Origin of the sequence: Streptomyces sp. NPDC048603, assembly GCF_043199475.1 — a bacterium.
Classification (GTDB): Bacteria; Actinomycetota; Actinomycetes; order Streptomycetales; family Streptomycetaceae; genus Streptomyces.
This window is the reverse complement of sequence record NZ_JBICVY010000010.1, coordinates 73,260-98,780: the sequence shown is the minus strand read 5'-3', so window position 1 is coordinate 98,780 and position 25,521 is coordinate 73,260. Positions and strand designations below refer to the sequence as shown.

Annotated in this window: 26 protein-coding genes; 10 read left to right on the top strand and 16 right to left on the bottom strand. The window is 70.6% G+C overall.

Annotated elements, in window-relative coordinates; translation table 11 throughout:
* Positions 1 to 33: 33 nt before the first annotated feature.
* Positions 34 to 1,263: a PQQ-binding-like beta-propeller repeat protein gene (locus tag ACGFQ9_RS25080; protein WP_393576692.1), complete on the bottom strand. Its 1,230-nt coding sequence runs from the start codon at positions 1,261 to 1,263 to the stop codon at positions 34 to 36.
* A gap of 316 nt (positions 1,264 to 1,579) precedes the next feature.
* On the bottom strand, positions 1,580 to 2,329 hold the full coding sequence (locus ACGFQ9_RS25075) for a sporulation protein (RefSeq protein WP_393576690.1): 750 nt from the start codon (positions 2,327 to 2,329) through the stop codon (positions 1,580 to 1,582).
* Positions 2,330 to 2,498: 169 nt separating this feature from the next.
* Here ACGFQ9_RS25075 and ACGFQ9_RS25070 point away from each other — a divergent pair, with 169 nt between their 5' ends.
* Together ACGFQ9_RS25070 and ACGFQ9_RS25065 are read left to right on the top strand one after the other, a co-directional pair.
* Positions 2,499 to 3,308 carry a hypothetical protein gene (locus tag ACGFQ9_RS25070; RefSeq protein WP_393576688.1) on the top strand — a complete coding sequence of 270 codons (810 nt, stop codon included), beginning with the start codon at positions 2,499 to 2,501 and terminating at the stop codon, positions 3,306 to 3,308.
* A 109-nt stretch (positions 3,309 to 3,417) separates the two neighbouring features.
* Complete coding sequence (locus ACGFQ9_RS25065) at positions 3,418 to 3,852, top strand: VOC family protein (RefSeq protein WP_393576687.1); 435 nt, start codon at positions 3,418 to 3,420, stop codon at positions 3,850 to 3,852.
* Between the two features lie 69 nt (positions 3,853 to 3,921).
* On the opposite strand, the gene ACGFQ9_RS25060 is transcribed toward ACGFQ9_RS25065, so the two are convergent.
* Both ACGFQ9_RS25060 and ACGFQ9_RS25055 read right to left on the bottom strand, forming a co-directional pair.
* Positions 3,922 to 4,320: a PPOX class F420-dependent oxidoreductase gene (locus ACGFQ9_RS25060; RefSeq protein ID WP_393576686.1), complete on the bottom strand. Its 399-nt coding sequence runs from the start codon at positions 4,318 to 4,320 to the stop codon at positions 3,922 to 3,924.
* Positions 4,321 to 4,570: 250 nt separating this feature from the next.
* Positions 4,571 to 5,017, bottom strand: coding sequence for a hypothetical protein (locus tag ACGFQ9_RS25055; protein ID WP_393576684.1), 447 nt, complete (start codon positions 5,015 to 5,017; stop codon positions 4,571 to 4,573).
* Positions 5,018 to 5,103: 86 nt separating this feature from the next.
* On the opposite strand from ACGFQ9_RS25055, the gene ACGFQ9_RS25050 reads away from it, so the two are divergent.
* On the top strand, positions 5,104 to 6,009 hold the full coding sequence (locus tag ACGFQ9_RS25050; RefSeq protein WP_393576683.1) for a hypothetical protein: 906 nt from the start codon (positions 5,104 to 5,106) through the stop codon (positions 6,007 to 6,009).
* Positions 6,010 to 6,374: 365 nt separating this feature from the next.
* Here ACGFQ9_RS25050 and ACGFQ9_RS25045 read toward each other — a convergent pair whose 3' ends face one another.
* The 6 genes from ACGFQ9_RS25045 to ACGFQ9_RS25020 form a co-directional block, all read right to left on the bottom strand.
* Positions 6,375 to 6,785: a hypothetical protein gene (locus tag ACGFQ9_RS25045; RefSeq protein ID WP_393576682.1), complete on the bottom strand. Its 411-nt coding sequence runs from the start codon at positions 6,783 to 6,785 to the stop codon at positions 6,375 to 6,377.
* A gap of 430 nt (positions 6,786 to 7,215) precedes the next feature.
* A complete protein-coding gene (locus ACGFQ9_RS25040) occupies positions 7,216 to 7,494 on the bottom strand; it encodes a hypothetical protein (protein WP_393576681.1) in 279 nt (92 codons plus the stop codon).
* Positions 7,491 to 8,747, bottom strand: a complete 1,257-nt coding sequence (locus ACGFQ9_RS25035) for a hypothetical protein (RefSeq protein WP_393576680.1) — start codon at positions 8,745 to 8,747, stop codon at positions 7,491 to 7,493. The genes ACGFQ9_RS25040 and ACGFQ9_RS25035 overlap by 4 nt, the downstream gene beginning before the upstream one ends.
* Positions 8,744 to 9,481, bottom strand: coding sequence for an ATP-binding cassette domain-containing protein (locus ACGFQ9_RS25030; protein WP_393576678.1), 738 nt, complete (start codon positions 9,479 to 9,481; stop codon positions 8,744 to 8,746). The genes ACGFQ9_RS25035 and ACGFQ9_RS25030 overlap by 4 nt, the downstream gene beginning before the upstream one ends.
* A gap of 68 nt (positions 9,482 to 9,549) precedes the next feature.
* Entirely contained in the window at positions 9,550 to 10,422 is an 873-nt protein-coding gene (locus tag ACGFQ9_RS25025; protein WP_393576676.1) for a helix-turn-helix domain-containing protein, read from the bottom strand.
* A gap of 203 nt (positions 10,423 to 10,625) precedes the next feature.
* Positions 10,626 to 11,090, bottom strand: a complete 465-nt coding sequence (locus ACGFQ9_RS25020; protein WP_393576674.1) for an ATP-binding protein — start codon at positions 11,088 to 11,090, stop codon at positions 10,626 to 10,628.
* A 111-nt stretch (positions 11,091 to 11,201) separates the two neighbouring features.
* Here ACGFQ9_RS25020 and ACGFQ9_RS25015 point away from each other — a divergent pair, with 111 nt between their 5' ends.
* From ACGFQ9_RS25015 to ACGFQ9_RS25005, 3 genes are all read left to right on the top strand, one after another.
* Positions 11,202 to 12,050, top strand: coding sequence for a helix-turn-helix domain-containing protein (locus ACGFQ9_RS25015; RefSeq protein WP_393576673.1), 849 nt, complete (start codon positions 11,202 to 11,204; stop codon positions 12,048 to 12,050).
* Positions 12,047 to 12,307 carry a DUF397 domain-containing protein gene (locus ACGFQ9_RS25010; protein WP_393576671.1) on the top strand — a complete coding sequence of 87 codons (261 nt, stop codon included), beginning with the start codon at positions 12,047 to 12,049 and terminating at the stop codon, positions 12,305 to 12,307. The genes ACGFQ9_RS25015 and ACGFQ9_RS25010 overlap by 4 nt, the downstream gene beginning before the upstream one ends.
* Positions 12,308 to 12,703: 396 nt before the next feature.
* On the top strand, positions 12,704 to 13,393 hold the full coding sequence (locus tag ACGFQ9_RS25005; protein ID WP_393576669.1) for a hypothetical protein: 690 nt from the start codon (positions 12,704 to 12,706) through the stop codon (positions 13,391 to 13,393).
* Positions 13,394 to 13,867: 474 nt separating this feature from the next.
* On the opposite strand, the gene ACGFQ9_RS25000 is transcribed toward ACGFQ9_RS25005, so the two are convergent.
* The 5 genes from ACGFQ9_RS25000 to ACGFQ9_RS24980 all read right to left on the bottom strand — a co-directional run bounded on the left by ACGFQ9_RS25000 (position 13,868) and on the right by ACGFQ9_RS24980 (position 19,850).
* The gene (locus tag ACGFQ9_RS25000) at positions 13,868 to 14,878 is read right to left on the bottom strand and encodes a LacI family DNA-binding transcriptional regulator (RefSeq protein WP_393576667.1); all 1,011 of its coding nucleotides are present in this window, start codon (positions 14,876 to 14,878) and stop codon (positions 13,868 to 13,870) included.
* Entirely contained in the window at positions 14,875 to 16,530 is a 1,656-nt protein-coding gene (locus ACGFQ9_RS24995; protein WP_393576665.1) for a glycoside hydrolase family 13 protein, read from the bottom strand. The genes ACGFQ9_RS25000 and ACGFQ9_RS24995 overlap by 4 nt, the downstream gene beginning before the upstream one ends.
* Before the next feature lie 178 nt (positions 16,531 to 16,708).
* The gene (locus ACGFQ9_RS24990; protein ID WP_393576663.1) at positions 16,709 to 17,572 is read right to left on the bottom strand and encodes a sugar ABC transporter permease; all 864 of its coding nucleotides are present in this window, start codon (positions 17,570 to 17,572) and stop codon (positions 16,709 to 16,711) included.
* 2 nt (positions 17,573 to 17,574) lie between these two features.
* On the bottom strand, positions 17,575 to 18,567 hold the full coding sequence (locus ACGFQ9_RS24985; protein WP_393576662.1) for a carbohydrate ABC transporter permease: 993 nt from the start codon (positions 18,565 to 18,567) through the stop codon (positions 17,575 to 17,577).
* Between the two features lie 8 nt (positions 18,568 to 18,575).
* Entirely contained in the window at positions 18,576 to 19,850 is a 1,275-nt protein-coding gene (locus ACGFQ9_RS24980; RefSeq protein WP_393576660.1) for an extracellular solute-binding protein, read from the bottom strand.
* Positions 19,851 to 20,010: 160 nt separating this feature from the next.
* Between ACGFQ9_RS24980 and ACGFQ9_RS24975 the strand changes: the two genes are divergently transcribed.
* The 3 genes from ACGFQ9_RS24975 to ACGFQ9_RS24965 all read left to right on the top strand — a co-directional run bounded on the left by ACGFQ9_RS24975 (position 20,011) and on the right by ACGFQ9_RS24965 (position 23,784).
* Positions 20,011 to 21,675: a glycoside hydrolase family 13 protein gene (locus ACGFQ9_RS24975; RefSeq protein WP_393576658.1), complete on the top strand. Its 1,665-nt coding sequence runs from the start codon at positions 20,011 to 20,013 to the stop codon at positions 21,673 to 21,675.
* Between the two features lie 26 nt (positions 21,676 to 21,701).
* Positions 21,702 to 22,724, top strand: coding sequence for a LacI family DNA-binding transcriptional regulator (locus ACGFQ9_RS24970; protein ID WP_393576656.1), 1,023 nt, complete (start codon positions 21,702 to 21,704; stop codon positions 22,722 to 22,724).
* 163 nt (positions 22,725 to 22,887) lie between these two features.
* Positions 22,888 to 23,784, top strand: a complete 897-nt coding sequence (locus ACGFQ9_RS24965; protein WP_393576654.1) for a phosphatase PAP2 family protein — start codon at positions 22,888 to 22,890, stop codon at positions 23,782 to 23,784.
* A 42-nt stretch (positions 23,785 to 23,826) separates the two neighbouring features.
* On the opposite strand, the gene ACGFQ9_RS24960 is transcribed toward ACGFQ9_RS24965, so the two are convergent.
* Entirely contained in the window at positions 23,827 to 24,684 is an 858-nt protein-coding gene (locus ACGFQ9_RS24960) for a patatin-like phospholipase family protein (RefSeq protein ID WP_393577085.1), read from the bottom strand.
* A 137-nt stretch (positions 24,685 to 24,821) separates the two neighbouring features.
* Between ACGFQ9_RS24960 and ACGFQ9_RS24955 the strand changes: the two genes are divergently transcribed.
* Complete coding sequence (locus ACGFQ9_RS24955; RefSeq protein WP_393576652.1) at positions 24,822 to 25,490, top strand: TetR/AcrR family transcriptional regulator; 669 nt, start codon at positions 24,822 to 24,824, stop codon at positions 25,488 to 25,490.
* Positions 25,491 to 25,521: the final 31 nt, after the last annotated feature.

The window sequence follows — 25,521 nt, the reverse complement described above, 5'->3', positions numbered from 1 at the left end:
GGCCAACCGGCAGTAGACCGCGCCGTCATCGAGTCACGAACGTCTGTACGCCTCGCTGCCGACGATGAGCAGATCCTTGTACTCGAAGGCATCGCCCACGGGAACCACACCGTAGTGGAAGCGGCGGGCGTCGAGTTCCTTGCCGGTGGCGGCGTCGAGGACGTACAGCTTCGGGGCGGTGTACAGGTACAGTTCACGGTCTTCGCCGACCACGGTCAGCTTTCCATCGCGGAGATGGAGTGCGTGGATGTCGAAGTCGAGGTCGGACACCCAGGCGATCCGGCCGGTGGTCAGGTCGAGGGCGCGGACGGCATGCGTGTAGGGGCTCTTCCTCCCGCTCCTTCCTGTGCCTCCTCCGGTGAGGTCGGCGGTATAGAGCATGGTGTCGTCCATCACCGAGTGGCTGCTGGTCGACGTCCCTCCGAGGGTCGGGTTGGGCCGGCCGTCCCCGTTGAAGGAATAGGTGTCCTTGACGGTGCCCACGACCAGCGGGTCGGCGGAGAGGAGGCGCACGTCGCCGCTGCGCCACGTCTCCGGGTCACGGTCGCCGATCGGGGTGGACCACAGGAGCTTGCCGGTGGCCGGGTTGAAGGCAGCAGCGTGCAGTTCGGCATCGTCGGCGATCCCGTTCGGTTTCTTCTCCGTGCCATCGCAGGCGAGGAGGGCGCCGACGTGCCGCAGGGCCGGCCGCGCGAGGGCAGGCACGCAGTTGGGGGGAAGGGCCGCCGTCCAGCGGGGCGCCCCGGTGCGTACGTCGACGGCGCGCAGTCCCTGGTGGGTGAGCACGGTCAGGCCGCCGCCTGCGGTCACCTGAACACGCTCGTTGTACACCGGGCGCCCTTCGCGGGGTGCGGCCGGAACCTGGGTGCGCCAGATCTCGCGGCCGTTCTTCATGTCGACCCCGGCGAGCGTGCTGCACAACTGCCTCCTGGCCGAGGCGGGCCGGTTCTCGTCGTCGCGCGTGACGACCAGGACGGAGTGCTCGACATCGGCCACGGCAGCACAGAGCTTCGAACTGCCCGGCGACCGGTACTCCCAGACCTTCCGGCCGGTCCCGGCGTCTTGGCCGGCCGCCCCGTTGAACCCGCTCCGCACCAGCGTGTCCCCGACCAGCCAGGACCCGTCGCCGTCGTGCGGCCGTTCCCGGTCCCCCTCGTCGATGGCCCAGATCTCATAGTTCTCCCAGGCGACATCCATCGAGTCGCCGGGGATGCGGCCGGCAACGAAGAAGTACGCGACGATCACGGCGCAGATCAAGGCCACGAGCGCACCGCTCCTCATCAGGATGCGGCGGATCGGCCTCCTGCCCGCGGACGAGTCACTGTTCGACTCGTCCTCGTCCGATGGCGTCGTTCCCGTGACCATGGTTGCTGCCCCCCTTGAGAGTGACGCCGCCGGTCGGCAGGCGGGCGTCACTGATTCCCCAGCGAGGTGATCATAGGCACGGGCCCCGAGGGGGTCGGGAACCGTCCGCACCGGCACCGCGACACAGAACTGGGTCCGGAGCGCCGTCTCGTCACCACCGCACAGGACGGCGCCGGGGCCCTGGACAGAGGACCCCGGCGCCTTCACGACACGCCTAGACGATGTACAAGCGCTTCAGGTGCCGGTCCAGGCTCTCCGTCCAGGCCGCCTGATCCAGATCGGCGTAGACGAACCTGGCCGGCGGGTTGCCGCCCGGGTGGGCGTCGAGAGAGTCCTCGCGGGCGATGAAGACGGTCTCCAGCTCGTGCCGCGCCCACTCCGAGGACTCCGGGAAGTAGAGGTCGATCTCCTGCCAGTACTTCGCCGTCTGCCGGGCCCGCATGTTCGGCGCCTGCTTGAGGAGGCCGATCTTCACCTCGGCCTCGTGCATACGGAACCCCAGGTCCGCGTAGGCCTGCAGGATCGCGTCCTGGGCCGGCAGCGCGTGCACCTGGATCTCGTCGAAGTCCCCCTGGTCCACCGCCTTGTCGACGGCCAGCCGGGTACGGACGGCGGCCCTGCCGCCGGGGATGGCCTCCCCCCGCCCGTGCGTGAGCGGCATCTCCCACGGAACCTGCATCTCGACGTGGCGCGTCACCGTCTCGCCGGCGGCCAGCCGGAAGCCGTCGAAGTCGGCCGTCGCCACCGTGTAGGGGTGTTTCCAGGCGGCACGGTCGAACTCGTGGTCCTCGGCCCGCACGACCAGCTCCAACCCGATCCGCTCGATGTCGGCGTCGGCGGCGCCGCCCACCGCGGTCACCGCGCAGCGCAGCATCCCGCCCGGACGGACCTCCGGGGTCTCCACCACCGTCTCCACACTGGGCCCGTTCTTGCCGAGCGCGGTCAGAATCCTGCGGAACGCCATGACTCCCCCTCCCTGACCGGCTCCCCCGCCGGTCGACAAGATCACTCTAGGGCGGGCGCGGTGCGTACCCGCGCGTACGACCACCGCTCCTGGCTGCGCCCCGTCCACGGGGTGGGACGGAAGACCTGTTCCCGCCGGAAGCCCCCATTCCCTCCTTACGATCTTGCCCATGTCCAACACATCCGCTATTCCCATCCTGCAGGGGCGGGGCTCCTCGGTTCTGCGCTGGGAGCTGGATGAGCTGGTCCTGGAGCGTACCGGCGAGCGGTTGACGGTTCCCGCCAGGGCGATTGCCCGCGTCCATGCCGAGACGCGCAGCGTGACGATCGAGTTGCGGGCTCTCGCGGGAGCGACACCGGCCGCTCACCGGATCGACGACGTGAGCGCGGCGGCGGCCGTCGCCTTCGCCGACGCCGTGAACGCGCTGCTGCCCGCTCCTGCCGAGGAGGTCGACGGCGGCACCCTGGTCGTCGTGCACACCTTCGCCAGGACCTGGGTCCAGAGGTTCCGGCGCGGCCTCGCGTGGTTCTCGCTGGGGTTCCTGGCCGCGGTCATCGCCCTGTCCGCGGTCCTCGTCGACGATGCGGACGGTCCCGACGGCCCCGGCCGCATCGTCCTCGGCGGGATATTCGGGTGCCTCATTGTCCTGCTGTTCTGGCTCGGCATGTTCTTCGGCGGGTCGTTGTTCCACGAACGCCGCCTGCGCAGGAACGGCATGACCGTCATTGCGGTGCAGGCCGACAGGCCGTGGACGTACTCGTACACGGACAGCACCGGCACTACCCGCTTGTTCAAACACGTGAGCGCCCAGCCTTGGGTCCCTGCCAGCTACGACCCGCGGAAGCCATCGGACGTGCTCGTGCCCCGGAATCCGTTCCAGCGGATTCTCGACCACGTGGTCACGTGGCTGTCCCTCTTCGGGGTGCTGATCCTTGCTCCGCTGGTGATCTGGGGCTTCGTCCACGCGCTCCGGGTCTGAGGACTGCCGGCCTGTCCGCTGCGGGCACGACCCGTGCAGGTCAGCCCCCGGCCAACATGCCGGCGATAAAAGGGATTTGCGCGTTCGGGTCCCCTGTTACGGTGGCCCGATGGCATCGATCAAGCAGTTCCAGGTCACCTTCGACTGCGCGGAGCCCGAGCGCGTCGCCCTCTTCTGGTGTGAGGTGCTGGGGTACGTCGTACCGCCGCCGCCCAAGGGGTTCGACACGTGGGACGCCTTCGATCGCTCGCTGCCGGCCGAGCACCAGGGTTCGGCGTTCGCCTGCGTGGATCCCACGGGTGTTGGCCCGCGATTGTTCTTCCAGCGCGTGCCCGAGGGCAAGGTCGTCAAGAACCGGGTGCACCTCGACGTGCGGGCCGGCACCGGGCTCGTGGGCGAGGAGCGCCTCGCCGCGCTGGAGGCCGAGCGCGCACGGCTGGAGGCGCTGGGCGCCGTGTGCGTGCTGGTGCAGCGTGCCGACGGCATCAACGAGTCCTGCATCACGATGCAGGACATCGAGGGCAACGAGTTCTGCCTCGACTGAACAGCTCCACCCGGCGCACAAACGCCCCGGCCGGTCGGAGTGCGACCGGCCGGGGCGAGTGCGCCGGACTCACAGTGAGCCGACCACCTTGCGCGGGGTGACGCGGACGACCACGCGCTGACTGTCCTGCGCGGATGCGGGGTTGAAGTCCGCGTAGTCCTTCCCGGTGTACTTGCGGGAGAGCTCGTCGATCAGCTCGGGGCCGCCCTCGGTGGTCATGCTGGCCGTCCCGCGCACCTCGGCGTAGGTGTAGGGGGCGTCCGGGGGGTTGATCATGATCGTCACGCGCGGATCCCGCTGAAGGTTGAGCTCCTTGCGACGCCCCACGGTCGTGGAGAACAGCATGTCGTCACCGTCCCGCTTGATCCACACGACCGAGAGCTGAGGGCTGCCGTCGGGCTGGATCGTGGCGACGGTCGCAAATGCCGGATTGTCGTCAAGGTACTTCTTCAGGTCATCTGACAGCATGACGCGCGGACCCCTTCACCTGATCACCGAGGGTTCAACATTGCCCACCAAGAGTAAGCGGGCAGGGCCTGAAGTCGGCTTTCGCCACAGGGAAGCAGTGGCTCAGGACGGGGTGACCGCGCCGCTGCGAATTCAGTTGAATTGGCAATAGCGCGCCGACGGCGCTGCCGTCCTGGCCCGCGGCCGGACAGCGGGCGAGGGGGCCGCATGGCTACCCGGCCGCGCTCGTGGGCCGACCGACGGGGGCGGTTCAGGGGCTGAGGGCGAGGCCGCCGACCGCCAGGGCGCACACCACGAAGGACGTGAGCGCGAGCCGCTTGGCGGACTTCAGCTCGGCCTCGCGGTCCTGGCGCACCTTGCGGACCGTCTTCTTCGTCCCCATCTGCAGTCGGTTCAGGAGCCGGGGATGGTGAACGAGCGGGTACGTGTTGCCCACGACGTGTACGGGGGAGATGCTCACCCCCGTCTGGTGCCGGCCCTCCTCGCCGTTCGGCCCCCGGAACGTGTACACCACGCGCGCGGTCGTCGTGTCGCGGATCGGCTCCAGGTACGTGAGGTACGCCTGGACCTCTATGCCGATCTCGTCCAACTCCGTTGCCTTCTTCACGTTGTCCTGCTCGCCCCAGACCCACATGAGGGCGAAGAAGAAGACCGCCACGGAGAGGGCGGCGTAGCCGATGAGAACCATGGTGACCATGTGGGGACCGTACGGCAGCACGGAACCCGACCAGAACCCCCGCACCGCCTTCACCGGTCTGCGGTTCACCTTTTACGATCACGCCCATGTCGATGACTTCGTCCATACCCGTTCTCCAGGGTAAAGAGGGCACCGAACTCCGCTCCGAGGGCGACGAGCTGGTCCTCCGCCGCCCGCACGAAGAGTTGGACATTCCACTCGCGGCGATCCGGTGGGTCCATGCCGAAGGGCGCGTCGTCGCGGTCGAGTTGACGGCTCCGGCCGGCGTCGAATCGGCGCTTCACCGGATCGAGGGCGTGAGTCGCGCCGCCGCCAGGGCCTTCGCCGATGCGGTGAACGTCGCGCTGCCCGAGCGCGCAGGCGACGATGAGGGGATCGACGGCTCCACGCTCGTCACCACACGCAGCCTGCCGTCTCCCGACGAGGCCGGCGAGGAAGAGGAAGAGGCCGGAGAAGACCCGGTGCGGACCCGCGTCAAGGGGACGAAGCTCATCATCAGCGTGGCGCACGTGGCACACGTGGCATTCTCCGTCATCGTCGGCATCGCCGGAGAGCACGTGGGCCGTGCGGTCGCGGTGCTGCTCACCGGCGCCCTCGGCATCAAGGTCATCTCCTGGGTCGCCTCCGCCCTCTGGGCCGCCTGGGACAACTGGTATCTCCCCCGTCACGGCATCACCGTCGACGCGTCGCGGGTCTGGCCCGTCGACGCGTCGCGGGTCTGGCCCGACGACGCGTCGCGGGTCTGGCTCGACAACACGGTCAGGTACGCGTACACCGACACCGGCGGGACGACTCACTCCTTCTTCAGCTCGTCCGAGAAAGAGACCATCCGGATCGCGTACGACCCGAGCCGGCCGAGTTCAATGGTCGGCTGCGGTGGAGGATGGGGCCGCCAGGCCTCGGACCTGCTCGGGCCCACCATCGGGCTCGTCTTCGCCGCCCCCTTCGTCTATGGGGCCATCGCCCTCGCCCTCCCTGCCTTCGACGGGTAGGAGCGATCGGTCGGGCCGCTGTGGCGGCCGTCGCGGATACGCAGTCGGCGCAGCGTCCCCAGATCGCGGTGTGGCTCACTCCGCGGAACGGAATACGGAATGCCTGCCGGTGGTCGCGTGCCCACTGCTCGATCATGCCCGCCGCGCGGCCAAGCAGGCGCGGGAGGTGGCCGCTGACGCGGTCAACGAGTGTCCGGCACGAACAAGCTGAGGTTGATGCGGGCGCCGGGTGCCGTGATCGGTTCGGCGAGGCAGGTCGAGAGCCGGCCCCGCCGGCAGTACGGCGAGCCCCCGGCCTGACGGCAGTTCGCCGCCAGGCCAGGGGCTTGGGCCGGTGGCACGCCACCGGCTGCCACAGAGGTACGTCAGGTGAGCAGGATGTTGGGGTTACCGCCACCCGTGCATGTGGCCCCGCTCATGCCGAACTTGTACACCGCGGTGGTGTCCCTGCTGGAGCCGCCGGGACGGATCGTCCCCTCCTGTATGTACTTGGTGCCGTCGTACCAGTAGACATCGACACTGACCGGCAGCTTGTTCGCGTAGGACCTGATGCCGTTTACGAAGCGCTCCTGACCGAACCTGGGGAGCTTGATGCAGTTCTTGACGGTGGTCTTCGACGTGATATCGATACTGGCGAGGTACTTGTCCTCGTCCAGGCAGAGTGTGGCCGCGGCGCAACTGCCGTCCGCAGCGGCGGGCGATGCAGTCACGGCCGTGCCGGCGGCTGCCAGAGCGAGTGTGGACAGGGCGATGGCCGACGTGCGCTTGAAACTCACAGGCGAACTCCGTTCTCGTCGATGTACTGCTGAACCACTGGTGGCCCGCGGTCCTGAGAGACCGCCGTCGCGAGCGGCGCGGCGCGAGCCTGGCGATCACGCGGCTGCTGTCACCCGCTGATCGTTTGCGGATCCGGCTACGCAGAAAGTCTGGCCTGCGCCGATCCGCCTTTCCATGTCGAGTGATTGCAGAGAAACCATCGACTGAAGTCCGCACCCGCGTTGAGCACCTCTTCGCCCGCATGAAGACCTGGAAGGTCCTCCGCGACGTCTGGACCGTATGCGGTGCACCCTGACGAAGAGCGCGGCGGTGAAGGTGCCGGCGAGGCTGAGGACGGCGAGCCCGCCGATGACGACCCAGATGTCTACTGCTTGCCTGGCGCCATCCCTGTTCTCCGCTTGTGCGGGCTATTCCCTGATCGAGTCCGGGTCATTCGGTTCGCCTACACGGACCCTGGACCGCGTACCGCCCCAGGTGGGTGGTCCTCGTAGGGCGTAGCACGTACAGGGCCGCCGAGAGGGTGAATGCCGTGGCGGCAGCGGCCCACTGGGGTGGGGTGACGGTTTCCTCCATGATCACGGCCCACCGGTAGTAGCCGGGCCGGGACGTGGGATAGCCGAAGAACATGCAGACCAGGAGGAGGACCAGTGCCGGCCGTCCGGCGTGCACGCCGGCCCAGGCGCGGACCAGGGTGAAGCGGCCGGTCACGCACCCTCCAGCCGGCACCGCGCGTAGTCGGCCTTGATGTCCGTGGCTTCCTCCGGTGTCAGGATCCGGGCCGGCTCCGGGAACTCCCGGGGATCGACCTCGGCCCCGGCGGTGCCGAGAAGGGTCGCGTAGAGGGAGAACTCCCGCCGCCAGTAGTTCACTCCAGGACCCGGTTCCTCGTACAGGCCCGCACAGTGCAGGGGGCGGACGAGTGCGGAGGCCACGTCTTCGAGGGTGACCCTGCCGGTCGTGTAGGCGTCGGCGGGGACTTCCAGGCCGGCGACTTCCGGTGACGTCACCCGGTGGGTGCGGCTCAGTTCCTCGATGCGCCGGGGTACCAGGGCCGTGTATCCGCGGGACCGCGCCGCTTCGGTCAGCATGTCGACGTGCCGGAGGATCTGGCCGCGGAAGCGCCGGTGTTCGGGGTAGAGACAGACCTCGGGTGTGGTTCCGGTGCAGTCGGACGGCCTCTCGGCCTTCGCGACCAGCCGCTGGTCCGGCAGGGTGTACCGGCTCCCGATGACGGCCACCAGGAGTGCGGCGAGTACGGCGGCGCCCCCTGCCGTGGGGACCCTCCTGCCCGAGCGCAGGCGCAGCGGCAGCAGGAGCAGTGCCGCACCCGTGAGGGAGAAGAGCACGATCTGGGACAGGAGATAGCCGGCGGCGTACTCGTAGCCGAGCCGGGAGACGGTCGCCCCGCCCAGGGCGAGCGGCTCGAAGCGTCCGCCGCTCCCCCCGCCCAGCAGGTGGAGGAGCGTGAACGCGCCGACCGCGGCCGTGGCTCCGGCGACGAGCGGGCCGGCCAGCCGGCCGACGGCGGAACCGATGGCGACGTACCAGCAGACCGCGAGGACCTGGACGAGTACCGCACCGGTGAGTCCGGGCCACTGCGGGTGACCGTGGATGCCGCTCACGAGAAGGCCGGTGGTGATGGTGAGCAGGTGCACGGCCACGACGGGGCCCGCGCACCATGCGGCGGCCCTCAGGTACGGACGGTACGGCCGCTCGGTGGCCAGGACGAGGTGGATGTTCCCGTCCCGGGACAGGCGGGAGGCGTCGACCGCGGCGGCACCGGCCAGCAGGGGTCCGAGGATGAAGAGCGCGATGGCGAACCAGTCCACCGTCCACAGGGCTTCCCCCCGCCAGGGCATGCCGCGCTGGACGAAGTTCATGACTTCGAGGGCGATGACGGGCAGCACCGCCCATGGCCCGACGAGCGTCCTGAGTGCGTAGCGCAGAGCCGGCGTCCTCATTCCGGGGCTCCCATCAGGGCCGCGATGGCGCGCTCCAGGTCGGTGTCCCCGGGGGCGTCGGGATCGGCCGTCCCTTCCAGGGCCGGCACGTCCCCGTCGAAGACGACGTCACCGCCGTGGAGGATGACGACCCGGTCGGCCAGACCGCGTACGTCCTCCACGAGGTGGGTGGAAACGATGACGATGCGGTCGACGGCCACGGCGGAGATCGTCTCCCGCAGGGCGATGCGCTGCCTCGGGTCCAGTCCGACCGTGGGTTCGTCGAGCAGCAGCACCGCCGGGTCGTGGATCAGAGCCTGGGCGACGCCGAGCCGGCGGGCCATGCCACCGGAGAGCGTCCGGATCCTGCTCGTCGCGCGGTCGGACAGGTGCGTCAGGGCGAGGGCCCCGCTCACCGCCGAGGCGCGCCGCCGGGCGGGAATCCGGTGGACCCAGGCCACGTAGTGCAGGAACTCCTCGCAGGTCGCCCCCGCGGGCAGTTCCGGATCCTGAGGGAGGTACCCCAGGGCCGCGGGACGTCCCGAGCCCGCGCCCTCGCTCCGGTCGAGCCGGAGCGTGCCCGAGGTCGGTTTCTCCAGCCCTGCCGCGAGCCGGAAGAAGGTCGACTTCCCGGCGCCGTTCGGGCCGACCAGGCAGGTCACGCCCTCGGTCACGTCGAGGGACAGGGGGCCGAGCCGGAACCCACCCCCATGGCTCTTCACCAATCCGTCGCAGGTCAGACGATGTCGGTCCACTGCGCGCGCTCTCCCCTGGTCATCATGGCCGGACGGCTCGGCAGCTGTCGCCGCCATCCGCGTCACGCTCAGGCCGCCGTGGCGGCCGGCTTGGCGGCGCAGTCCACGCAGCGGCCCGGGGCCGGGGCGCGGAAGGCCAGGTCGCAGTCGTCACAGGTCCGGAGGGGGTGGATCGTCAGGTCCGGGGGCAGCGGCGCCGACGGATGGGCGGCCGGGAGGACGGGCGGCAGGAGTTCGCGGAGCCGGTGCGCCAGCAGCGCCGCGGGGGCCCGGATCGGCTCCGGCGGGAGGCCCTCGGACAGCACACCGCTGACCACGGCCGGCCGGACGCCGCGTTCCAGCCAGGCCGTGGCGGCGGGGGCGAGCCGGTTCACGTCCCGTTCGGAGAGGATGAGGCGGGGGTCGCGCAGCCGCAGCCGTGCGAGCAGTTCCGCTGCTTGAGCGTGCAGCTCGGGGGTTGCCTCGGCGGAGGGCTGCGGCAGGGCGGGCGTGGCGGGAAGCGTCGGCCCGTCCGGGGCCTCCGGCTCCGGTGCCTCCGGCGTCTCGGGGGCTTCCCGCAGCGGGGCGGGCGGCTCCGGCGCGGGCTCGTCGTCCCGCCGCAAGGCGTGCGGGACGTTGTACGAGACGACGTGACTGACCATGCGCCCCGAGGGCAGCCTGTCCCGGTATCGGCGCAGGTAGCCGTGTTCCTCCAGCTCCCGCAGGGCGGCCGCGATGCGTACCTCTCCCTCGGGGAAGCGCTCGGAGAGGGACTTGATGGTCACCTTGGCGCCCGTCGGGAGCGACTGGATGTGGGTGGCCAGTCCGATCGCCGTGATGCTCAGCTCGCGGTGCTGGGCCAGGTGGTTCGCGATCTTCACGTACCGGTCACGCAGGACACGGTTGTCGTGCTGGATGCCGTACAGGGCGCGCCTGGGCGCGCTAAGGTTCTGATCAGCCATCGGGAAGGTTGTAGCTTCCTCTGCGGCGAGGCCCTCGGCCGGGATGCCAGTCCCGTACGGGGGCCGTTCGCGTGTCTGGGGTTGTCGGGCAGATCCTGCCCCGCCAATTGGCATATTCGCCAGCTGGCTTGGCCCATTTCACCCGTCCGAGTGAGAGGGGGAGGGGGGAGGTTGGCGAGGTCATTTCCCCCGGTTGTTTGCCCTTAGGCGTCGAGCCGAACCGAGGCACGGTCGGCCGGGTCGCGGGATCCCCGATCCGGTGAATTGGCGGGGGAAAGATCGATTTCCGCCCACACCGTTTTGAGGGGCGGGAGTTCCTGGTGCGCACCCCAGCGCGCGGCGAGAGCCGACACCAGGAACAGTCCGCGGCCGGACTCCGCCTCGACCGACGGGACTTGGACCGCGAGCGGCGGAGCGGTCTCGGACCGGGTATCGGAAACCTCGATACGGAGCGTGCGGCCGGGCCGTACGTCCATGGACAGGCGGAAGCCGCGTCCCGGCACGCGGCCGTGCGTCACGGCATTGCCGGCGAGTTCCGCGACGACCTGCGCCGCGTCCTCGAAGGGCACGGAGTGAGCCGCCAGTTGGGCGACGGCCAGCCGACGCGCGAGGCGGGCTCCGCGCGGGGTCGCGGGCAGGGTGACGGCGAAGGAGATTTCCTGATTCACGTCACTCAGCGTGGTCGGCCGTGCGTAGCCTGAGAAGGGGCGGGGCCGCTGTGTACGGCCCGTGTCCAGGGCGGTCCCGACCTGTACCGCCAGTCCACGCGGAGGTGGAAGTTGAGCACAGACGGCACGGACGAGTCGAGCTGGGAGCTCGATCCCGAGGACGAGTCCGGAGCGGTGATCGCCGCTGTGGGGCGGCAGCTGAGAATGTGGCGCGAGGCGGGCGGATTCGACCGCGCGCAGTTCGGTACGCGCATGGGGTACAGCCAGGAACTGATCTACAAGATCGAGCGCGGCGCCCGCATTCCCCGCCCGGAATTCCTGGACAAGGCCGATGAGATTCTTGGGGCTTCTGGGAAGATCTCGGCGATGAAGGCCGATATCGAGAAGGCTCGCTATCCCAAGAGGGTGCGCGATCTGGCCCAATTGGAGTCCACTGCGGTAGAGCTCAACGCGTATGGGAACCATAACGTTCACGGCCTCCTCCAGACCGAGGAGTACGCCCGAGCGCTGTACGAGATGCGGCGGCCGGCGTTCACTCCGGACGAGGTGGAGCGGTACGTGGCTGCGCGTATGGCCCGGCAAGAAGTGCTCCAACGGCAGCCGCCGCCCGCCCTGTCGTTCGTGATGGAGCAGGTCACGCTGGAACGGCCGATAGGAGGGCGCGAGCTGTTGCGTGGACAGTTGGCTCATCTGCTCGACATCGGAAGGATGCGCAACGTTGAGATCCAGGTGATGCCGACCAACTGCGAAGACCACGCAGGCATGGGTGGACACCTTCAGGTCCTGAAACTCAGGGACGGCTCCAGCGTCGGGTACGTCGAAGGTCAGCTGCCGAGCCGTCTGATCACGGACGCCAAGAGCATCCAGCTACTGGAACTGCGGTATGGGATCATCCGGTCACAGGCTCTCACCCCACGGGAGTCGCTGGCCTTCATCGAAAAGCTTCTGGGGGAGACATGAGAATCGAACTGTCCCACGGAGACCGCGCGGCACTGCACTGGTTCAAGAGCAGCTACAGCCCGAGCGACAGCAACGAGTGCGTCGAAGTCGCCTGGTTCAAGAGCAGCTACAGCACGGCGGACGGCCCTGACTGCGTCGAGGCAGCCGGCTCCCCCGGCGCCGTCCTCGTCCGGGACTCCAAGCGCCCCCACCGCGCCCACCTCAGCCTCTCCCCCACCGCCTGGGGCGCCTTCCTCGGCCACGCGACCCGCAGATAGCCGGCCGGACACGACAGCGCCGGGGCCCTGGACAGAGGGCCCCGGCACCTGGCGGCGTCTCGGGCATGTGCCCCGAGTGGCCCCGTTCCCGCGCGGCGCGTATCGCGCCGAGCGCCATCGAGTCGCCACCGCGGACGATGCCCGTGCAGCCCCGGTCGACGAGTGCGCCTTCCGGCTTCTTCCACCCCTTCAGGCAAGAATGCAGGGATGCGACACAGAGTCACCAATAGCCTACAGAGTGAGAGCGGGTCAGCCCTGAGGCCGGCGTCGGGACGCCTCCGGAAGATCGGTTCCCGGCGATTCACGGCAGCAGCTTGCGCCGTTGCCGCCGCCTTGCTCGCAACCGGTACTGCACCGCGTCCGTCGGATCCAACCGAGTCGGAGTACTACCAAACCGTGGTCGAGTTCGGCGACGGCTCGTCGCTGATCACCCGGCTGGACACGGGAAACGTCACCATCACCCCGGCCAGGAGCGGCTCGTCACCCAGCGACGCCCAGCAGGCCGCACAGGATGGCAGTGTCACCACCACGAACGGCCCCGAGAGGGAGTTACGGACGGTCACGCCACGTGGATACAGCCTGCACGGCAACAACAAGGCCGACAGCTTCCACTACAAATCCGACTCCGGGATGGCCAAGCTCGACCGGTGCGACAACGGAAGGTGCACGGTCAAGGCCTCCGTCAAAGTGCAGCTGAAACAGACGCTACACGGGGGCTCATCGCACCGTTGGACCCTGGGGCTCTTGACTGATCACTGGAGCGGTGACCCGTATTCCTTCAGCTACGACTATTACTGCGGAGTCAGCGTCCCCAACGAGACCGACTGGACGTGCGACACCAACGACGCGACCGCGAACGGACACCACTCGGACGATCCGGTCCGAGGATCGACCGGCACCTACGCTCACGACCTCAACCGCGACTTCGGTGCCCACGAGGCGGACCGAACGAAGTTCCCCATGGTCGCCTACCACATCAGTTGGCCCGGATACCCACCGGTCGTCCACGTCAAATACCGGGGCTGGGACATCCGGCGCTATTCTGGCGTCTGGAAACTCGCCCCCGCCACCGGAACCGGCAACTGACGGTCCACCCCGTCTCCCGAGGCCCGCCATGCGCGAATACCACGGGTCCTACAGTCCCGACCCGGACCCACAAGGACCCGAAATCACCTGGAGCCACCAGGCCTGTCTGATCTGCGGACGGCCGGACGTGACCTGGACGTACCGACTCGCGCCCAGATCGGCATCACCCAGGTCCTTCACCCTGCCCAGCCGGATCTATCTCTGCGACGACTGCCACGCGCTGCTCGAAGAGCGGAACGACAGCGCACTCGCGGACCGCCTGCGGTGCGCGTCCGGCGATTCGCCGGCACCCGAGGACATCGTTCAGGCCTTCCGTGACGCCCTCTCCGAGGAACCGCTCCACCGATAACTCTCGCAGTCACGCCACCCCGCACAGCTGACGAGACGCGACGAAACGACAGCGCCGGGGCCCTGGACAGAGGGCCCCGGCACCTGGCGGGGTCTCGGGGATGTGCCCCGAGTTCGTGGGGCCCCTTACGGGGCCTGGGCGGTGGAGCCGCGTACGACCAGCTCCGGCTGGAAGACGAACTCCGTGCGCTGGACCGGCGTACCGCCGACCGCCTCCAGCAGGGCTCCGACCGCGGCCGTCGCCATCGCCCGCACCGGCTGCCGCACGGTCGTCAGCGGCGGGTCGGTGAACGGGATCAGCGGGGAGTCGTCGAAGCCGACGACCGAGACGTCCTCCGGGACGCGCAGCCCCCGCTCCCTCGCGGCGCGTATCACGCCGAGTGCCATCGGGTCGCTGCCGCAGACGATGCCCGTGCAGCCCCGGTCGATGAGCGCGCCGCCCGCCGCGTGGCCGCCCTCGACCCTGAACAGGGTCGGCTGGACGTCCGCCTCGGCGCACGGCAGGCCCAGTTCCGCCATCGCCGCGCGGAAGCCCTCCGCCTTGCGGGCCGAGGGCACGTAACGGGTCGGGCCGATGGCGAGGCCGATGCGTTCGTGGCCGAGGTCGGCGAGGTGGCGGACCGCCATCCGGGCCGCCGCGCGGTCGTCCGGGGAGACGAACGGGGCGTTCACGTGCTCGTTGAAGCCGTTGATCATGACGAAGGGGAGCCCGCGCGCCACCAGGCCCTGGTAGCGGGCCGGGTCGGCGGCGCGGTCGGCGTGCAGGCCGGAGAGGAACACGATGCCGGTGACGCCGCGCTCCTCCAGCTGCTCGACCAGCTCGTCCTCCGTCGCCCCGCCGGGGGTCTGCGTGCACAGCACCGGCGTGTACCCGTGCCCGGCCAGCGCCTGCTCGATGACCTGCGCGAACGCCGGGAAGATCGGGTTGGTGAGCTCGGGGATGAGCAGGCCGACCAGGCCGTTGCTGCGGCGGCGCAGCCGGACCGGGCGCTCGTAGCCGAGCAGGTCCATGGCGGCGAGCACCTTGTGCCGGGTGCCGGCCGCCACGCCCGCCTTGCCGTTGAGCACACGGCTGACCGTCGCCTCGCTGACCTGGGCCTGCGCGGCGATGTCCGTCAGCCGGAGAGGTTGGGTCACCCCGACGTCACCTGCCACCACACCGTGGTGTCGGCGGGCAGGAGCCCGTCCTCGGCCGGGGCGCCGCTGGAGAGCAGGGCCTCGCCGGGGACGGGGATCCGTATCGCCGTACCGGTGGTGTTCGCCGTGCAGACGACATCGCCGCGGCGGAAGGACAGGACACCCGCCGGGGCGTCGGCCAGCCACTCCACCCCGTCGCCCGCGCCCAGCTCCGGGCGCTCGCGCCGCAGCCGCAGGGCGGTGCGGTAGAGCTCCAGGGTGGAGGACGGGTCGCCGGTCTGCGCCTCGACGCTGAGCTCCGCCCAGGAGTCGGGCTGCGGCAGCCAGCTGCCGCCGGTGCCGAAGCCGTACGGGGCCTGCGTGCCGGACCACGGGATCGGGACGCGGCAGCCGTCGCGGAAGCCGTCCTGGCCGGCCGCGCGGAAGAACGACGGGTCCTGGCGGACCTCGTCTGGCAGGTCGGTGACGTCGGGCAGGCCGAGCTCCTCGCCCTGGTAGACGTAAGCCGAGCCGGGCAGCGCCAGCATCAGCAGGGTCGCCGCGCGGGCCCGCCGCAGGCCCAGTTCGCGGTCGCCCGGCTCGCGCAGCTGGGTGCCGAGGCCGGCCGGGTTGGCGAAGCGGGTGGCGTGCCGGGTGACGTCGTGGTTGGACAGCACCCAGGTGGTGGGGGCGCCGACGGGGCGCATCGCCTCCAGCGAGCCGTCGATGACCTCGCGGAGGGCCGCCGCGTCCCAGTCCGTCGTCAGGTACTGGAAGTTGAAGGCCTGGTGCATCTCGTCGGGGCGGACGTAGCGGGCGGTGCGCTCGACCGTGGGCGTCCAGGCCTCGGCTACCAGGACGCGGTCGCCCTCGTACTCGTCGAGGATCCGGCGCCAGGAGCGGTAGATCTCGTGGACGCCGTCCTGGTCGAAGAACGGCATGACGTCGTTGCCGAGCAGCTTGAGCTGGTCCCTGGCTCCGATGTCGGGCAGGCCGGGGGCCTTGACCAGGCCGTGGGCGACGTCCACGCGGAAGCCGTCGGTGCCCAGGTCCAGCCAGAAGCGCAGGATCGAGCGGAACTCGTCCTGGACGGCCGGGTGGTCCCAGTTGAAGTCGGGCTGCTCGGGGGCGAAGAGGTGGAGGTACCACTCGCCGTCCTCGACGCGGGTCCAGGCGGGGCCGCCGAAGATGGACTCCCAGTCGTTGGGCGGCAGCTCGCCGTTCTCGCCCTTGCCGGGGCGGAAGTGGAAGCGCTCGCGCACCCGGGAGCCGGGGCCCTCGCGCAGCGCCTGCTTGAACCATTCGTGCTGGTCGGAGCAGTGGTTGGGCACGAGGTCGACGATGATGCGCAGGCCCAGGGCGTGGGCCTCGCGGATCAGCGCGTCGGCGTCGTGCAGGGTGCCGAACATCGGGTCGATGGCCCGGTAGTCGGCGACGTCGTAGCCCGCGTCGGCCTGCGGGGAGGCGTAGAAGGGGCTCAGCCAGACGGCGTCGACCCCGAGCTCCTTGAGGTAGGGGAGTCTGCCGACCACGCCCGCGAGGTCGCCCATGCCGTCGCCGTTGCCGTCGGCGAAGCTGCGCGGGTAGACCTGGTAGATCACCGCGTCTCTCCACCATCCCGTGTGCGTGCCGGTGGTCGGTGCGGCGGCGGGGGCAGCGAGGTGCTGGGTCATGTCATCCCTGAAGGTTTCGGGGTGGGACGGCGCCGCCGTGGTCGGGGGCGGTGCCGTGCTGGAACGGGTACGTGCGTCGGGCGGTGCGTGCGTAGGCGGTACGTGCGTCGGCTGGGCGGGCCCGGGCCCTGTGCGGAGGCCCGGGCCCTCGTCGACCGCGGCGGGGTCAGCCCCGCGGTCAGCCCTTGGTGGCGCCGGCCGTCATGCCTGCGACCAGGTGGCGCTGGGCGAAGACGAAGAAGACGGCGGCGGGGACGGCGATGAGCACCGACGCGGCGGTCATCGCACCCCAGTTGGAGGTGTACTGGGTGACGAAGGTCTGCAGGCCGCCGGCCAGGGTGAGGTTCTCCTCGCCGACCATGAAGGCGGAGGCGTACGCGACCTCGCCCCAGGCGGTGATGAAGGAGTAGAAGCCGGTGACGGCCAGGCCGGGCTTGGCGAGCGGCAGGATCAGCCGCCAGAAGGTGCCGAAGGGGTTGAGGCCGTCGACCCGGCCGGACTCGTCGATCTCCACCGGGATGGTGTCGAAGAAGCCCTTCATCATCCAGGCGCAGAACGGCACCGCGATGGTGAGGTAGGTGATGATCAGGCCGAGCGGCTGGTTGAGCAGCCCCATGTCGCCCATCAGGTTGTAGAGCGGGACGATCAGGATGGCCATCGGGAACATCTGCGTGATCAGCAGGGTCCACATCAGCGGCCGCATGCCGGGGAACTTGAAGCGGCTGACGGCGTAGCCGGTGGTGGCGGCGATGAACACGCCGAGGACGGTGGTGACGCCGGCGACCAGCACCGAGTTGCCGAACCAGTCCAGGAAGTGGGTGTCGTCGAGCAGGTGCTCGTAGTTCGCGAAGGTGGGTTCCTTCACGAAGTCCGTGGTCATCGCCTGGTTCGCGGGCTTGAGCGAGGTCAGCAGGACCCACAGCACCGGGAAGACGGCGATGACGGACGCGACCGCCAGGGTGGCGTGCAGGCCGAAGGAGGCCAGCGGCGAGCGCGTGCCGCGCGGGCGGACGGTGCGGGGGTTGCGTACGGAGGTGGCCATGGTCACCACACCTCTCCCTGCTTGCGCAGCGAACGCCGGTAGACCAGCGCGAACAACATGAGCAGCAGCAGGATCAGCACGCCCCAGGCGGCCGATCCGGCGAAGTCGCGGGGGCTCTCCACGAACGCCTCGCGGAAGGCCTGGGTGACCAGGATCTCGGTGGCGTCGCCCGGCCCGCCCCGGGTGAGCAGGAAGATCACCGGGAACATGTTGAAGGTCCAGATGGTGGAGAGCAGGATCACCGTCATGCTGACGGTACGCAGTCCGGGCAGGGTGATGTGGCGGAACCGCTGCCAGGCGCTCGCGCCGTCCATCTCGGCGGCCTCGTAGAGCTCGCCGGGGATGGACTGCAGGCCGCCGAGCAGCGCGACCATCATGAAGGGGACGCCGAGCCACACGTTGACGGCGATGACCGCGATCTTGGCCCAGGTCGGGTCGTCCAGCCACGGGACGCCGGCGATGCCGCCGCCCTCCAGCAGCTTGTTGAGGATGCCGTTGTCGCGGTTGAAGAGGAACCGCCAGGCGAAGACGGACACGAAGCCGGGGACGGCCCACGGGAGGATGAGGGCCATCCGGTAGGCGGCCCGGCCGCGGAAGTTCCGGTTGAGCATGTTGGCCAGGGCCAGGCCGAGCACGAAGGTGATCGACACACAGGCGACGGTCCAGATCACCGTCCACACCAGCCGCTGCATGAACACCGGGTCGCCGAGCACGGCCGTGTAGTTGTCGAGGCCGACGAACTCGTACGTGGCCTCGATGTGGTTGGCGCCGATGGTGCGGGCGACGTTGCGCTCGTTGGCGTCGGTCAGCGACAGGTAGACGCCGCGGACCAGCGGCCAGCCGATGATCACGCCGAGGACGAGCACCACGGGGGCGACCATCGTCCAGGCGTACCAGTGGGTGGCCAGTGCGCGGCGGAGCCGCCCGCGGCTCGGGCCGCGGGTGATCTCCTCACCCGCGGCCTTCGCCACCGACTGGCTGGTGTGGACAGCCATCGTGATCCTTACTTCCAGCCCTTGAGGATCTTGCGGAATTCGGCGCCGGCGGCCTTGGCCGCGTCCTCGGGGCTCGACGCTCCGGTGACGGCCTTGGTCCACTCGACCTTCAGCGGCTCGAAGAGGCTGCCGTTCTCCGGGATCCAGGCGCGCTCGACGGCCTTGTCCACGGCGGGCTTGAAGAAGGCGACCATCTCGTTGCCCTTGACGTCCGGCTGCTCGTAGGCGGCGGTCCGGGTCGGGAGCAGGCTGAGCTCCTTGGTCGTCTGCACCTGGACCTCCTGGGAGGTCATGTACTCGACGAAGGCGTGCGCGGCGGAGCGGTTCTTGGAACCGGCGTAGACGGCGAGGTCGTGGCCGCCCTGCGGGGCGCCCTGGGCGGCGGAGCCGGCCGGGACGGCGGTGACGCCGAGGTTGGCCTTGTCCTTGAACTGGTCACCGGCGTAGGTGTCGGCGACCGCCCACGGACCGTTGATCATCATGGCGACCTGGCCGGTCTTGAAGGCGGTCTGCTGGTTGACGTAGCCGTCGGTGGCGTTGGTGGTCGCGGCGCCGGAGGTGACCAGGTCGCGGGCGGCCTTGAAGGCCTTCACGCCGGCCTCGTTGTCGACGGTGACGGTCTTGGTCTTGGCGTCGACCAGGTCGCCGCCCTCGCCGTAGAGGTAGGGGAGGCTCCAGTAGGAGTCGTCGCCGCGCAGGTAGAGGCCGGTCTTGCCGGTCTTCGCCTTGATCGTGGCGGCGGCGGTCTTCAGCTCCTCCAGGGACTTCGGGGGCTGGACCCCGGCGTCGGCCAGCATCTTCTTGTTGTAGAAGAGGCCGAGGGTGTCGATGACCTGCGGGACGGCGTAGGTCTTGCCCTCGTACTTGCCGCTGGCGGCCGCCTGCTTCAGGAAGTCGGCGTCGACCTTCTTCGCGGTCCCGGCGGGCACCTCGTCGAGGTAGCCGAGGGAGGCGAAGTCGGCGACCCAGCCGACGTCGGCGCGGATCACGTCGGGCGCGTCGGAGCCGCTGCTGAAGGCGTTCTTCACCTTGTTCTGCGCGTCGCCGTACGGGACGTTGACGTACTTGACGGTGACCTTCGGGTGCTTGGCGGTGAAGGCCTCGGCGATCTTCTGGAAGGTCGCCTTCTCGGCGTCGCCGGAGGTGTCCCACCAGGTGACCGTGCCGGAGAGCTCTCCGCCGGTCGCCGCGTCGCCGCCGCTGTCCTTGTCGTCACCGCCGCAAGCCGTCGCCGCGAGCGCCAGGGCCGCGACCAGCGCGGTGGCCGCTATGCCACGCCGCATATGAACTCCTTCGATGATCCCGGCCGCGCCCTCGCGGTCCCGAGTTGCCAGGAACGTAACAAGGCTGAAAGCAGACCGAAAGACCTTGCCGCAATTTTCTGCAAGCGGAGGCGATTGTTACATCCGCGTGTCCGTTGGGTGCCCCTCGCGTTGACCCGGTATGACCCAGGAGCTCACCGATCGCGGCCTTGCAAGCGATTGCCGTGCCGCTGGAAACACTTGCCGCAACCTTGCAAGCGGAGCCGCGGCGAGCCGCGGCTGGTGGCGCGATGCCGTGATCTACCAGGTGTACGTCCGCTCCTTCGCCGACAGCGACGGAGACGGCGTCGGCGACCTGCGGGGGATCCGCGAGCGGCTGCCGCACCTGGCCCGGCTCGGGGTGGACGCCGTCTGGCTGACCCCCTTCTACGCCTCCCCGCAGGCCGACGGCGGCTACGACGTCTCCGACTACCGGTCCGTCGACCCGCTCTTCGGCGAGCTCGCGGACGCCCGCGACCTGGTCCGCGCCGCCCACGCGCTGGGCCTGCGGGTGATCGTGGACGTGGTCCCCAACCACACCTCCGACGAGCACGTGTGGTTCCGGGAGGCGCTCGCCCGCCCGGACCTCCGGGACCGCTACCACTTCCGGCCCGGCCGCGGCCCGGGCGGCGCCGAGCCCCCCAACGACTGGGAGTCGGTCTTCGGCGGCCCCGCCTGGACCCGGGTCACCGACCCCGACGGCACCCCCGGCGACTGGTACCTGCACCTGTTCGCCCCACAGCAGCCGGACCTGAACTGGGAGCACCCGCAGGTCGCGGAGGAGTTCGCCGCCGTGCTGCGCTTCTGGCTGGACCTCGGCGTGGACGGCTTCCGGGTGGACGTCGCGCACGGCATGGTCAAGGCCGCCGGACTGCCCGACGTGGGCGCCGGCGAGCAGGCCACCCTGATCGGCTCCCAGCCGCTGCCCTTCTTCGACCAGGAGGGCGTGCACACGATCCACCGCTCCTGGCGGGCCCTGCTCGACCGCTACGGAACGCCCGGCGCCGAGCGCATCGGGGTCGCCGAGGCCTGGGCGCCCAGCTCGGAGCGGCTGGCCTTGTACGTCCGCCCGGACGAGATGCACCAGGCGTTCAACTTCCGCTTCCTGAAGTGCCCCTGGGAGGCCCCGGCCATCCGGACCGTGATCGACGAGTCGATGGCCGCCACCCATGCCGTGGGCGCCCCCACCACCTGGGTGCTGTCCAACCACGACGTGGTCCGCCACCGCACCCGGTACGGCTCCCTGCGCCGGGCCCGGGCCGCCGCCCTGCTGATGCTGGCGCTGCCCGGGTCGGCGTACGTCTACCAGGGCGAGGAGCTCGGCCTGCCCGAGGTCGCCGACCTGCCGCCGCACCTCCGCCAGGACCCGGCGTACCGGCGTACGGCCGGCCAGGACGGGCTGCGCGACGGCTGCCGGGTGCCGCTGCCCTGGTCCGGGACCGAGCCGCCGTACGGATTCGGGCCCGGCGGGAGCTGGCTGCCGCAGCCCGCCGACTGGGCCGGGCTGACCGTGGCCGCGCAGACCGGCGACCCGCACTCCACGCTGGAGCTGTACCGGGCGGCCCTGGAGCTCCGCCGGGCGCTGCCCGGCCTCGGCTCCCCCGATTCCGGGCCGCTGCGCTGGCTGCCCTCGCCGGAGGGGGTGCTGTTCTTCTCCCGGCCGGGCTTCGCCTGCACGGTCAACACCCGGCCGGAACCGGTCGAAATGCCCGTTCCGGGACGCCCGGTGCTGTCGAGCGCCCCCGTCGAGCCCGGCGCCCGCAGCGTGCTGCTTCCCGCGGATTCGTGCACGTGGTGGGCAGCATGAGCGGAGACCTTGTAAGGTCCGGTCCTATGACCGCGCGGCTGGCCGATATCGCAGCTCAGGCGGGGGTCAGCGAAGCCACGGTCAGCCGGGTCCTGAACGGCAAGCCCGGCGTGGCCGCGGGCACCCGCGAGTCCGTGCTGGCCGCGCTCGACGTCCTCGGGTACGAACGGCCCGTACGGCTGCGGCAGCGCAGCGCCGGACTGGTCGGGCTGATAACCCCCGAGCTGGACAACCCCATCTTCCCGGCGCTGGCCCAGGTCATCGGGCAGGCACTGACCCGGCAGGGCTACACCCCGGTGCTCGCCACCCAGACCCCCGGCGGCTCCACCGAGGACGAGCTCACCGAGATGCTCGTCGACCGCGGGGTCTCGGGCATCATCTTCGTCTCCGGACTGCACGCGGACACCACCGCCGATATGACCCGCTATGAGCAGTTGCGCGGGCAGGGCGTTCCGTACGTCCTCATCAACGGCTTCTCCGACAAGGTGCAGGCCCCCTTCGTCTCGCCCGACGACCGGGCAGCGATGCACCTGGCCGTGACCCATCTCACCGCGCTGGGCCACAGCAGGATCGGGCTGGCGGTCGGGCCCAAGCGGTTCGTGCCGGTGCTCCGCAAGATCGAGGGCTTCCGGGCCGCCGTGCAGGAGCGGCTGGGCATGACCGAGGCGGAGGCGGAGGAGCTCATCCAGCATTCCCTCTACACGCTGGAGGGCGGGCAGGCCGCCGCGACCGCGCTCATCGGGCGGGGCTGCACGGCGATCGTGTGCGCCAGCGACATGATGGCGCTGGGTGCCGTCCGGGCCGCCCGGCAGCAGGGGTTGAGGGTCCCGCAGGACGTTTCGGTCGTCGGCTTCGACGACTCCCCGCTGATAGCGTTCACCGACCCGCCGCTGACCACCATCCGGCAGCCGGTGCAGGCCATGGGGCAGGCGGCGGTTCGGACCCTGCTGGAGGAGATCGGCGGTACGCCCGCCCCGCCCAGCGAGTTCGTCTTCATGCCGGAGCTGGTGGTCCGGGGCAGCACCGCCTCGGGGCCGGGCCGGGCCTGAGGCGGGGCTTTGGCCGGTATGTCCGGAGCGGCTGCGGGAAGTTCCCCGGAAGATGCCCGGTGCGGCACTCCGGGACGTATCGTCCCCAAGGCGGACGGGTGGGCCGGAAGACCGTCCCGAGGGAGGATCGCCCGTGGTCGGCCATCTGGCAGACTCTCTCCCCATGGGTGAATCGAGCGTGAACACACTGGAGACCCGGACGGACACCTCGTCACCCGCCACAAGCGGAACGGGTAACCGCCCGGAGGACCGGCGTGCCGCTCTGGGCCGGCTCCGCACCCCCCGTCGCCCCCGGATCTGGTTCGAGATCCTGCTCATCGCGGTGAGCTACTGGACGTACTCGCTGATCCGGAACGCGGTGCCCGAGCAGAAGGCGGCCGCGATGCGGAACGCCGACTGGATCTGGGACGTCGAGCAGTCGCTCGGCATCGCCGTGGAGCAGACGGTCAACCACACCGTGAACTCGGTGACCTGGCTGATCGTGGGCATGAACTACTACTACGCCACGCTCCACTTCATCGTGACCATCGGCGTGCTGGTGTGGCTCTACCGCCGGCACCCGGGCCGGTACGCCGCCACCCGCCTGGTGCTGTTCGCCACCACCGGTGTGGCCCTGGTCGGCTACTACCTCTACCCGCTGGCGCCGCCCCGGCTGATGAACGGCCAGGACTTCATCGACACCGTCCTGGTGCACCACACCTGGGGCTCGATGGCCTCCGGGAACCTCAAGAACATGTCGAACCAGTACGCGGCCATGCCCTCCATGCACATAGGGTGGTCGCTCTGGTGCGGCCTGACGATCTTCGCCGTGGCCGCGGCGCCCTGGGCCCGGATCCTGGGCCTGCTCTACCCGGCCGCGACCCTCGTGGTCATCGTCGCCACCGCCAACCACTTCTGGCTGGACGCGGTCGGCGGCATGCTGTGCCTGGCCTTCGGCTACGCCGTCTCGCGCGCCTGGTACGGCGCCCTCCCCCACCGCCTGCCGCAGCACCCGCGGGAGACCGGCCCGCATCCGGCGGCTGCCCTGCTGACCCGGGTCAGGGTCCGGGCCCGGGCCTGAGCGCCCCCTCCTTCTCCTCCCTCTTCTCTCTCCCCTTCTCCGTCACGCGTCCTGGCGGTGCCACACCCCGGCCACCGCGGGCGCGCTCGTGACGCCCTGGGCGTGGCCGGCCCGGGCCGCCGCGGTGCGGCGCCGGGGGTCGAGGAGGTTCCGTCCGATCGCCCTCCGGGCCGCGCGGTCCGGGGTGAGCACGCTCACCCGTGAGCCCGCGGCAGCGAGTTCGGCGCCCTGGGTCCGGGCGTCCGGGTGCGGGCCGACGGCCTTGGGGACCGGCGCGAGCGCGACGACCCGGCCGTAGCCGTGTGCCAGGTGGACGTTGGCGGTGGAACGGGTGCCGCCGTCCATCCAGCGGCGCCCGTCCAGGGTGACGGCGGGCCAGACCAGCGGGACCGCGCAGCTGACGGCGACGGCTTCGGTCAGGCTGACCCCGGAGCGGACGCCGAAGGTGCGCAGGGCTCCGGAGAGGGCGTCCACGGCGGCGAACCGCACGTCCCTGCGGGGCCAGTCCCGGACCCCGTCGAGCAGGGTGTCCACCGCGGCGAAGACCTCCGCCTCGGGGACCGTACGGGCGGCCAGCGCGGCCCGGCCGAGCCGGCGGATCGCGCGCTCCGGGTCGCGGGAGCCGAGCGCCGCCCACAGGTACCGGGCGGTCTGGCCCGCGGTGACGGTGACGTCGACCGGGCTGCCTCCGGCCAGTTCCGCCGCGTAGAGGCGGTCGAGGTGCTGCCCGGCGGCGAGCCGGGCTCCGGTCACCGCTCCCATGGAGGTGCCGAGGATCAGGTCGGCGCCGGTGAGGTCGACCCCCTCCTGTGCCAGTCCGGCCAGCATCCCGATGGTCCATGCGCCGCCGAGCAGTCCGCCGCCGCCCAGCACCAGTGCCGCGCCCGTCGCGTCCTTCATGGTCACCGTCCCCTCCCGAGCCGAAAACGGGGAGCCCTCCCCGTTTCTCGGCGCCGAGGCTACCATGCGTACCGGGGAGTGATCCCCGGTGGATCGGGCCGGGAGACCGGGCCCGGACGGCGAGGAGTTGGGCACGCATGGTGCGGAGCGGAACGGAACAGTCGGGGCCGGTGCGGCGGGACGCCCGGCGCAACCGGGAGCGGCTGGTCGCGGCGGCCCGCGAGGCGTTCGCCGCGCAGGGCCTGGAGGCCCCGCTCGACGACATCGCCCGCCGGGCCGGCGTCGGCAACGCCACCCTGTACCGGCACTTCCCGACCCGCGCCGCCCTGGTCGACGAGGTCTTCCGGGGCGCGCTGGCCGGGACGGTGGAAGCGGGCGAGGAGGCCCGCGCCGCCGCGGACGCCTGGACGGGCCTGACCGGCTACCTGGAGGCGGTGTTCACGGTGCTGGCCGCCGACCGCGGCACCAACGACCTGATGACCACGGGCCTGGAGGGGGTCCGTTCGCTGGACGAGGTGCACGTGCACAACCACGAGACGGTCCGGCTGCTGCTGGAACGCGGGCAGCGCGAGGGGACCGTACGCCCGGACCTCGCCTGCGAGGACCTGCTGTTCACCCTGGCCGCCCTCGGCCGCGCCGTCCCGGCGCTCACGGCCGTCGTCCCGGACGGCTGGCGCCGCTGCCTGTCCCTCTTCCTGGACGGCCTCCGCCCGCAGGCCACGGCACTGCCGTCGGTGCCGCTGACCGCGCCCCAGCTGGCGGACGTCCTCCGCGAACTGGGGCCGCACCGGCCGTCCCGGGGCTGAAGGGCGGGGCGGGCCGCCGCCGGGGCCGCCG

Bases quoted from the DNA above. Each gene is read 5' to 3' on its own strand.
- ACGFQ9_RS25010 (WP_393576671.1), top strand. From the start codon at position 12,047: ATGAGAATCGAACTGTCCCACGGAGACCGCGCGGCACTGCACTGGTTC.
- ACGFQ9_RS25035 (WP_393576680.1), bottom strand. From the start codon at position 8,747: ATGAGGACGCCGGCTCTGCGCTACGCACTCAGGACGCTCGTCGGGCCA.
- ACGFQ9_RS25050 (WP_393576683.1), top strand. From the start codon at position 5,104: ATGTCGATGACTTCGTCCATACCCGTTCTCCAGGGTAAAGAGGGCACC.
- ACGFQ9_RS24990 (WP_393576663.1), bottom strand. From the start codon at position 17,572: ATGGCCACCTCCGTACGCAACCCCCGCACCGTCCGCCCGCGCGGCACG.
- ACGFQ9_RS25065 (WP_393576687.1), top strand. From the start codon at position 3,418: ATGGCATCGATCAAGCAGTTCCAGGTCACCTTCGACTGCGCGGAGCCC.
- ACGFQ9_RS24970 (WP_393576656.1), top strand. From the start codon at position 21,702: ATGACCGCGCGGCTGGCCGATATCGCAGCTCAGGCGGGGGTCAGCGAA.
- ACGFQ9_RS24995 (WP_393576665.1), bottom strand. From the start codon at position 16,530: ATGACCCAGCACCTCGCTGCCCCCGCCGCCGCACCGACCACCGGCACG.
- ACGFQ9_RS24955 (WP_393576652.1), top strand. From the start codon at position 24,822: ATGGTGCGGAGCGGAACGGAACAGTCGGGGCCGGTGCGGCGGGACGCC.
- ACGFQ9_RS24965 (WP_393576654.1), top strand. From the start codon at position 22,888: ATGGGTGAATCGAGCGTGAACACACTGGAGACCCGGACGGACACCTCG.
- ACGFQ9_RS24960 (WP_393577085.1), bottom strand. From the start codon at position 24,684: ATGAAGGACGCGACGGGCGCGGCACTGGTGCTGGGCGGCGGCGGACTG.
- ACGFQ9_RS25055 (WP_393576684.1), bottom strand. From the start codon at position 5,017: ATGGTCACCATGGTTCTCATCGGCTACGCCGCCCTCTCCGTGGCGGTC.
- ACGFQ9_RS24980 (WP_393576660.1), bottom strand. From the start codon at position 19,850: ATGCGGCGTGGCATAGCGGCCACCGCGCTGGTCGCGGCCCTGGCGCTC.
- ACGFQ9_RS25060 (WP_393576686.1), bottom strand. From the start codon at position 4,320: ATGCTGTCAGATGACCTGAAGAAGTACCTTGACGACAATCCGGCATTT.
- ACGFQ9_RS25075 (WP_393576690.1), bottom strand. From the start codon at position 2,329: ATGGCGTTCCGCAGGATTCTGACCGCGCTCGGCAAGAACGGGCCCAGT.
- ACGFQ9_RS25070 (WP_393576688.1), top strand. From the start codon at position 2,499: ATGTCCAACACATCCGCTATTCCCATCCTGCAGGGGCGGGGCTCCTCG.
- ACGFQ9_RS24985 (WP_393576662.1), bottom strand. From the start codon at position 18,567: ATGGCTGTCCACACCAGCCAGTCGGTGGCGAAGGCCGCGGGTGAGGAG.
- ACGFQ9_RS25025 (WP_393576676.1), bottom strand. From the start codon at position 10,422: ATGGCTGATCAGAACCTTAGCGCGCCCAGGCGCGCCCTGTACGGCATC.
- ACGFQ9_RS24975 (WP_393576658.1), top strand. From the start codon at position 20,011: ATGACCCAGGAGCTCACCGATCGCGGCCTTGCAAGCGATTGCCGTGCC.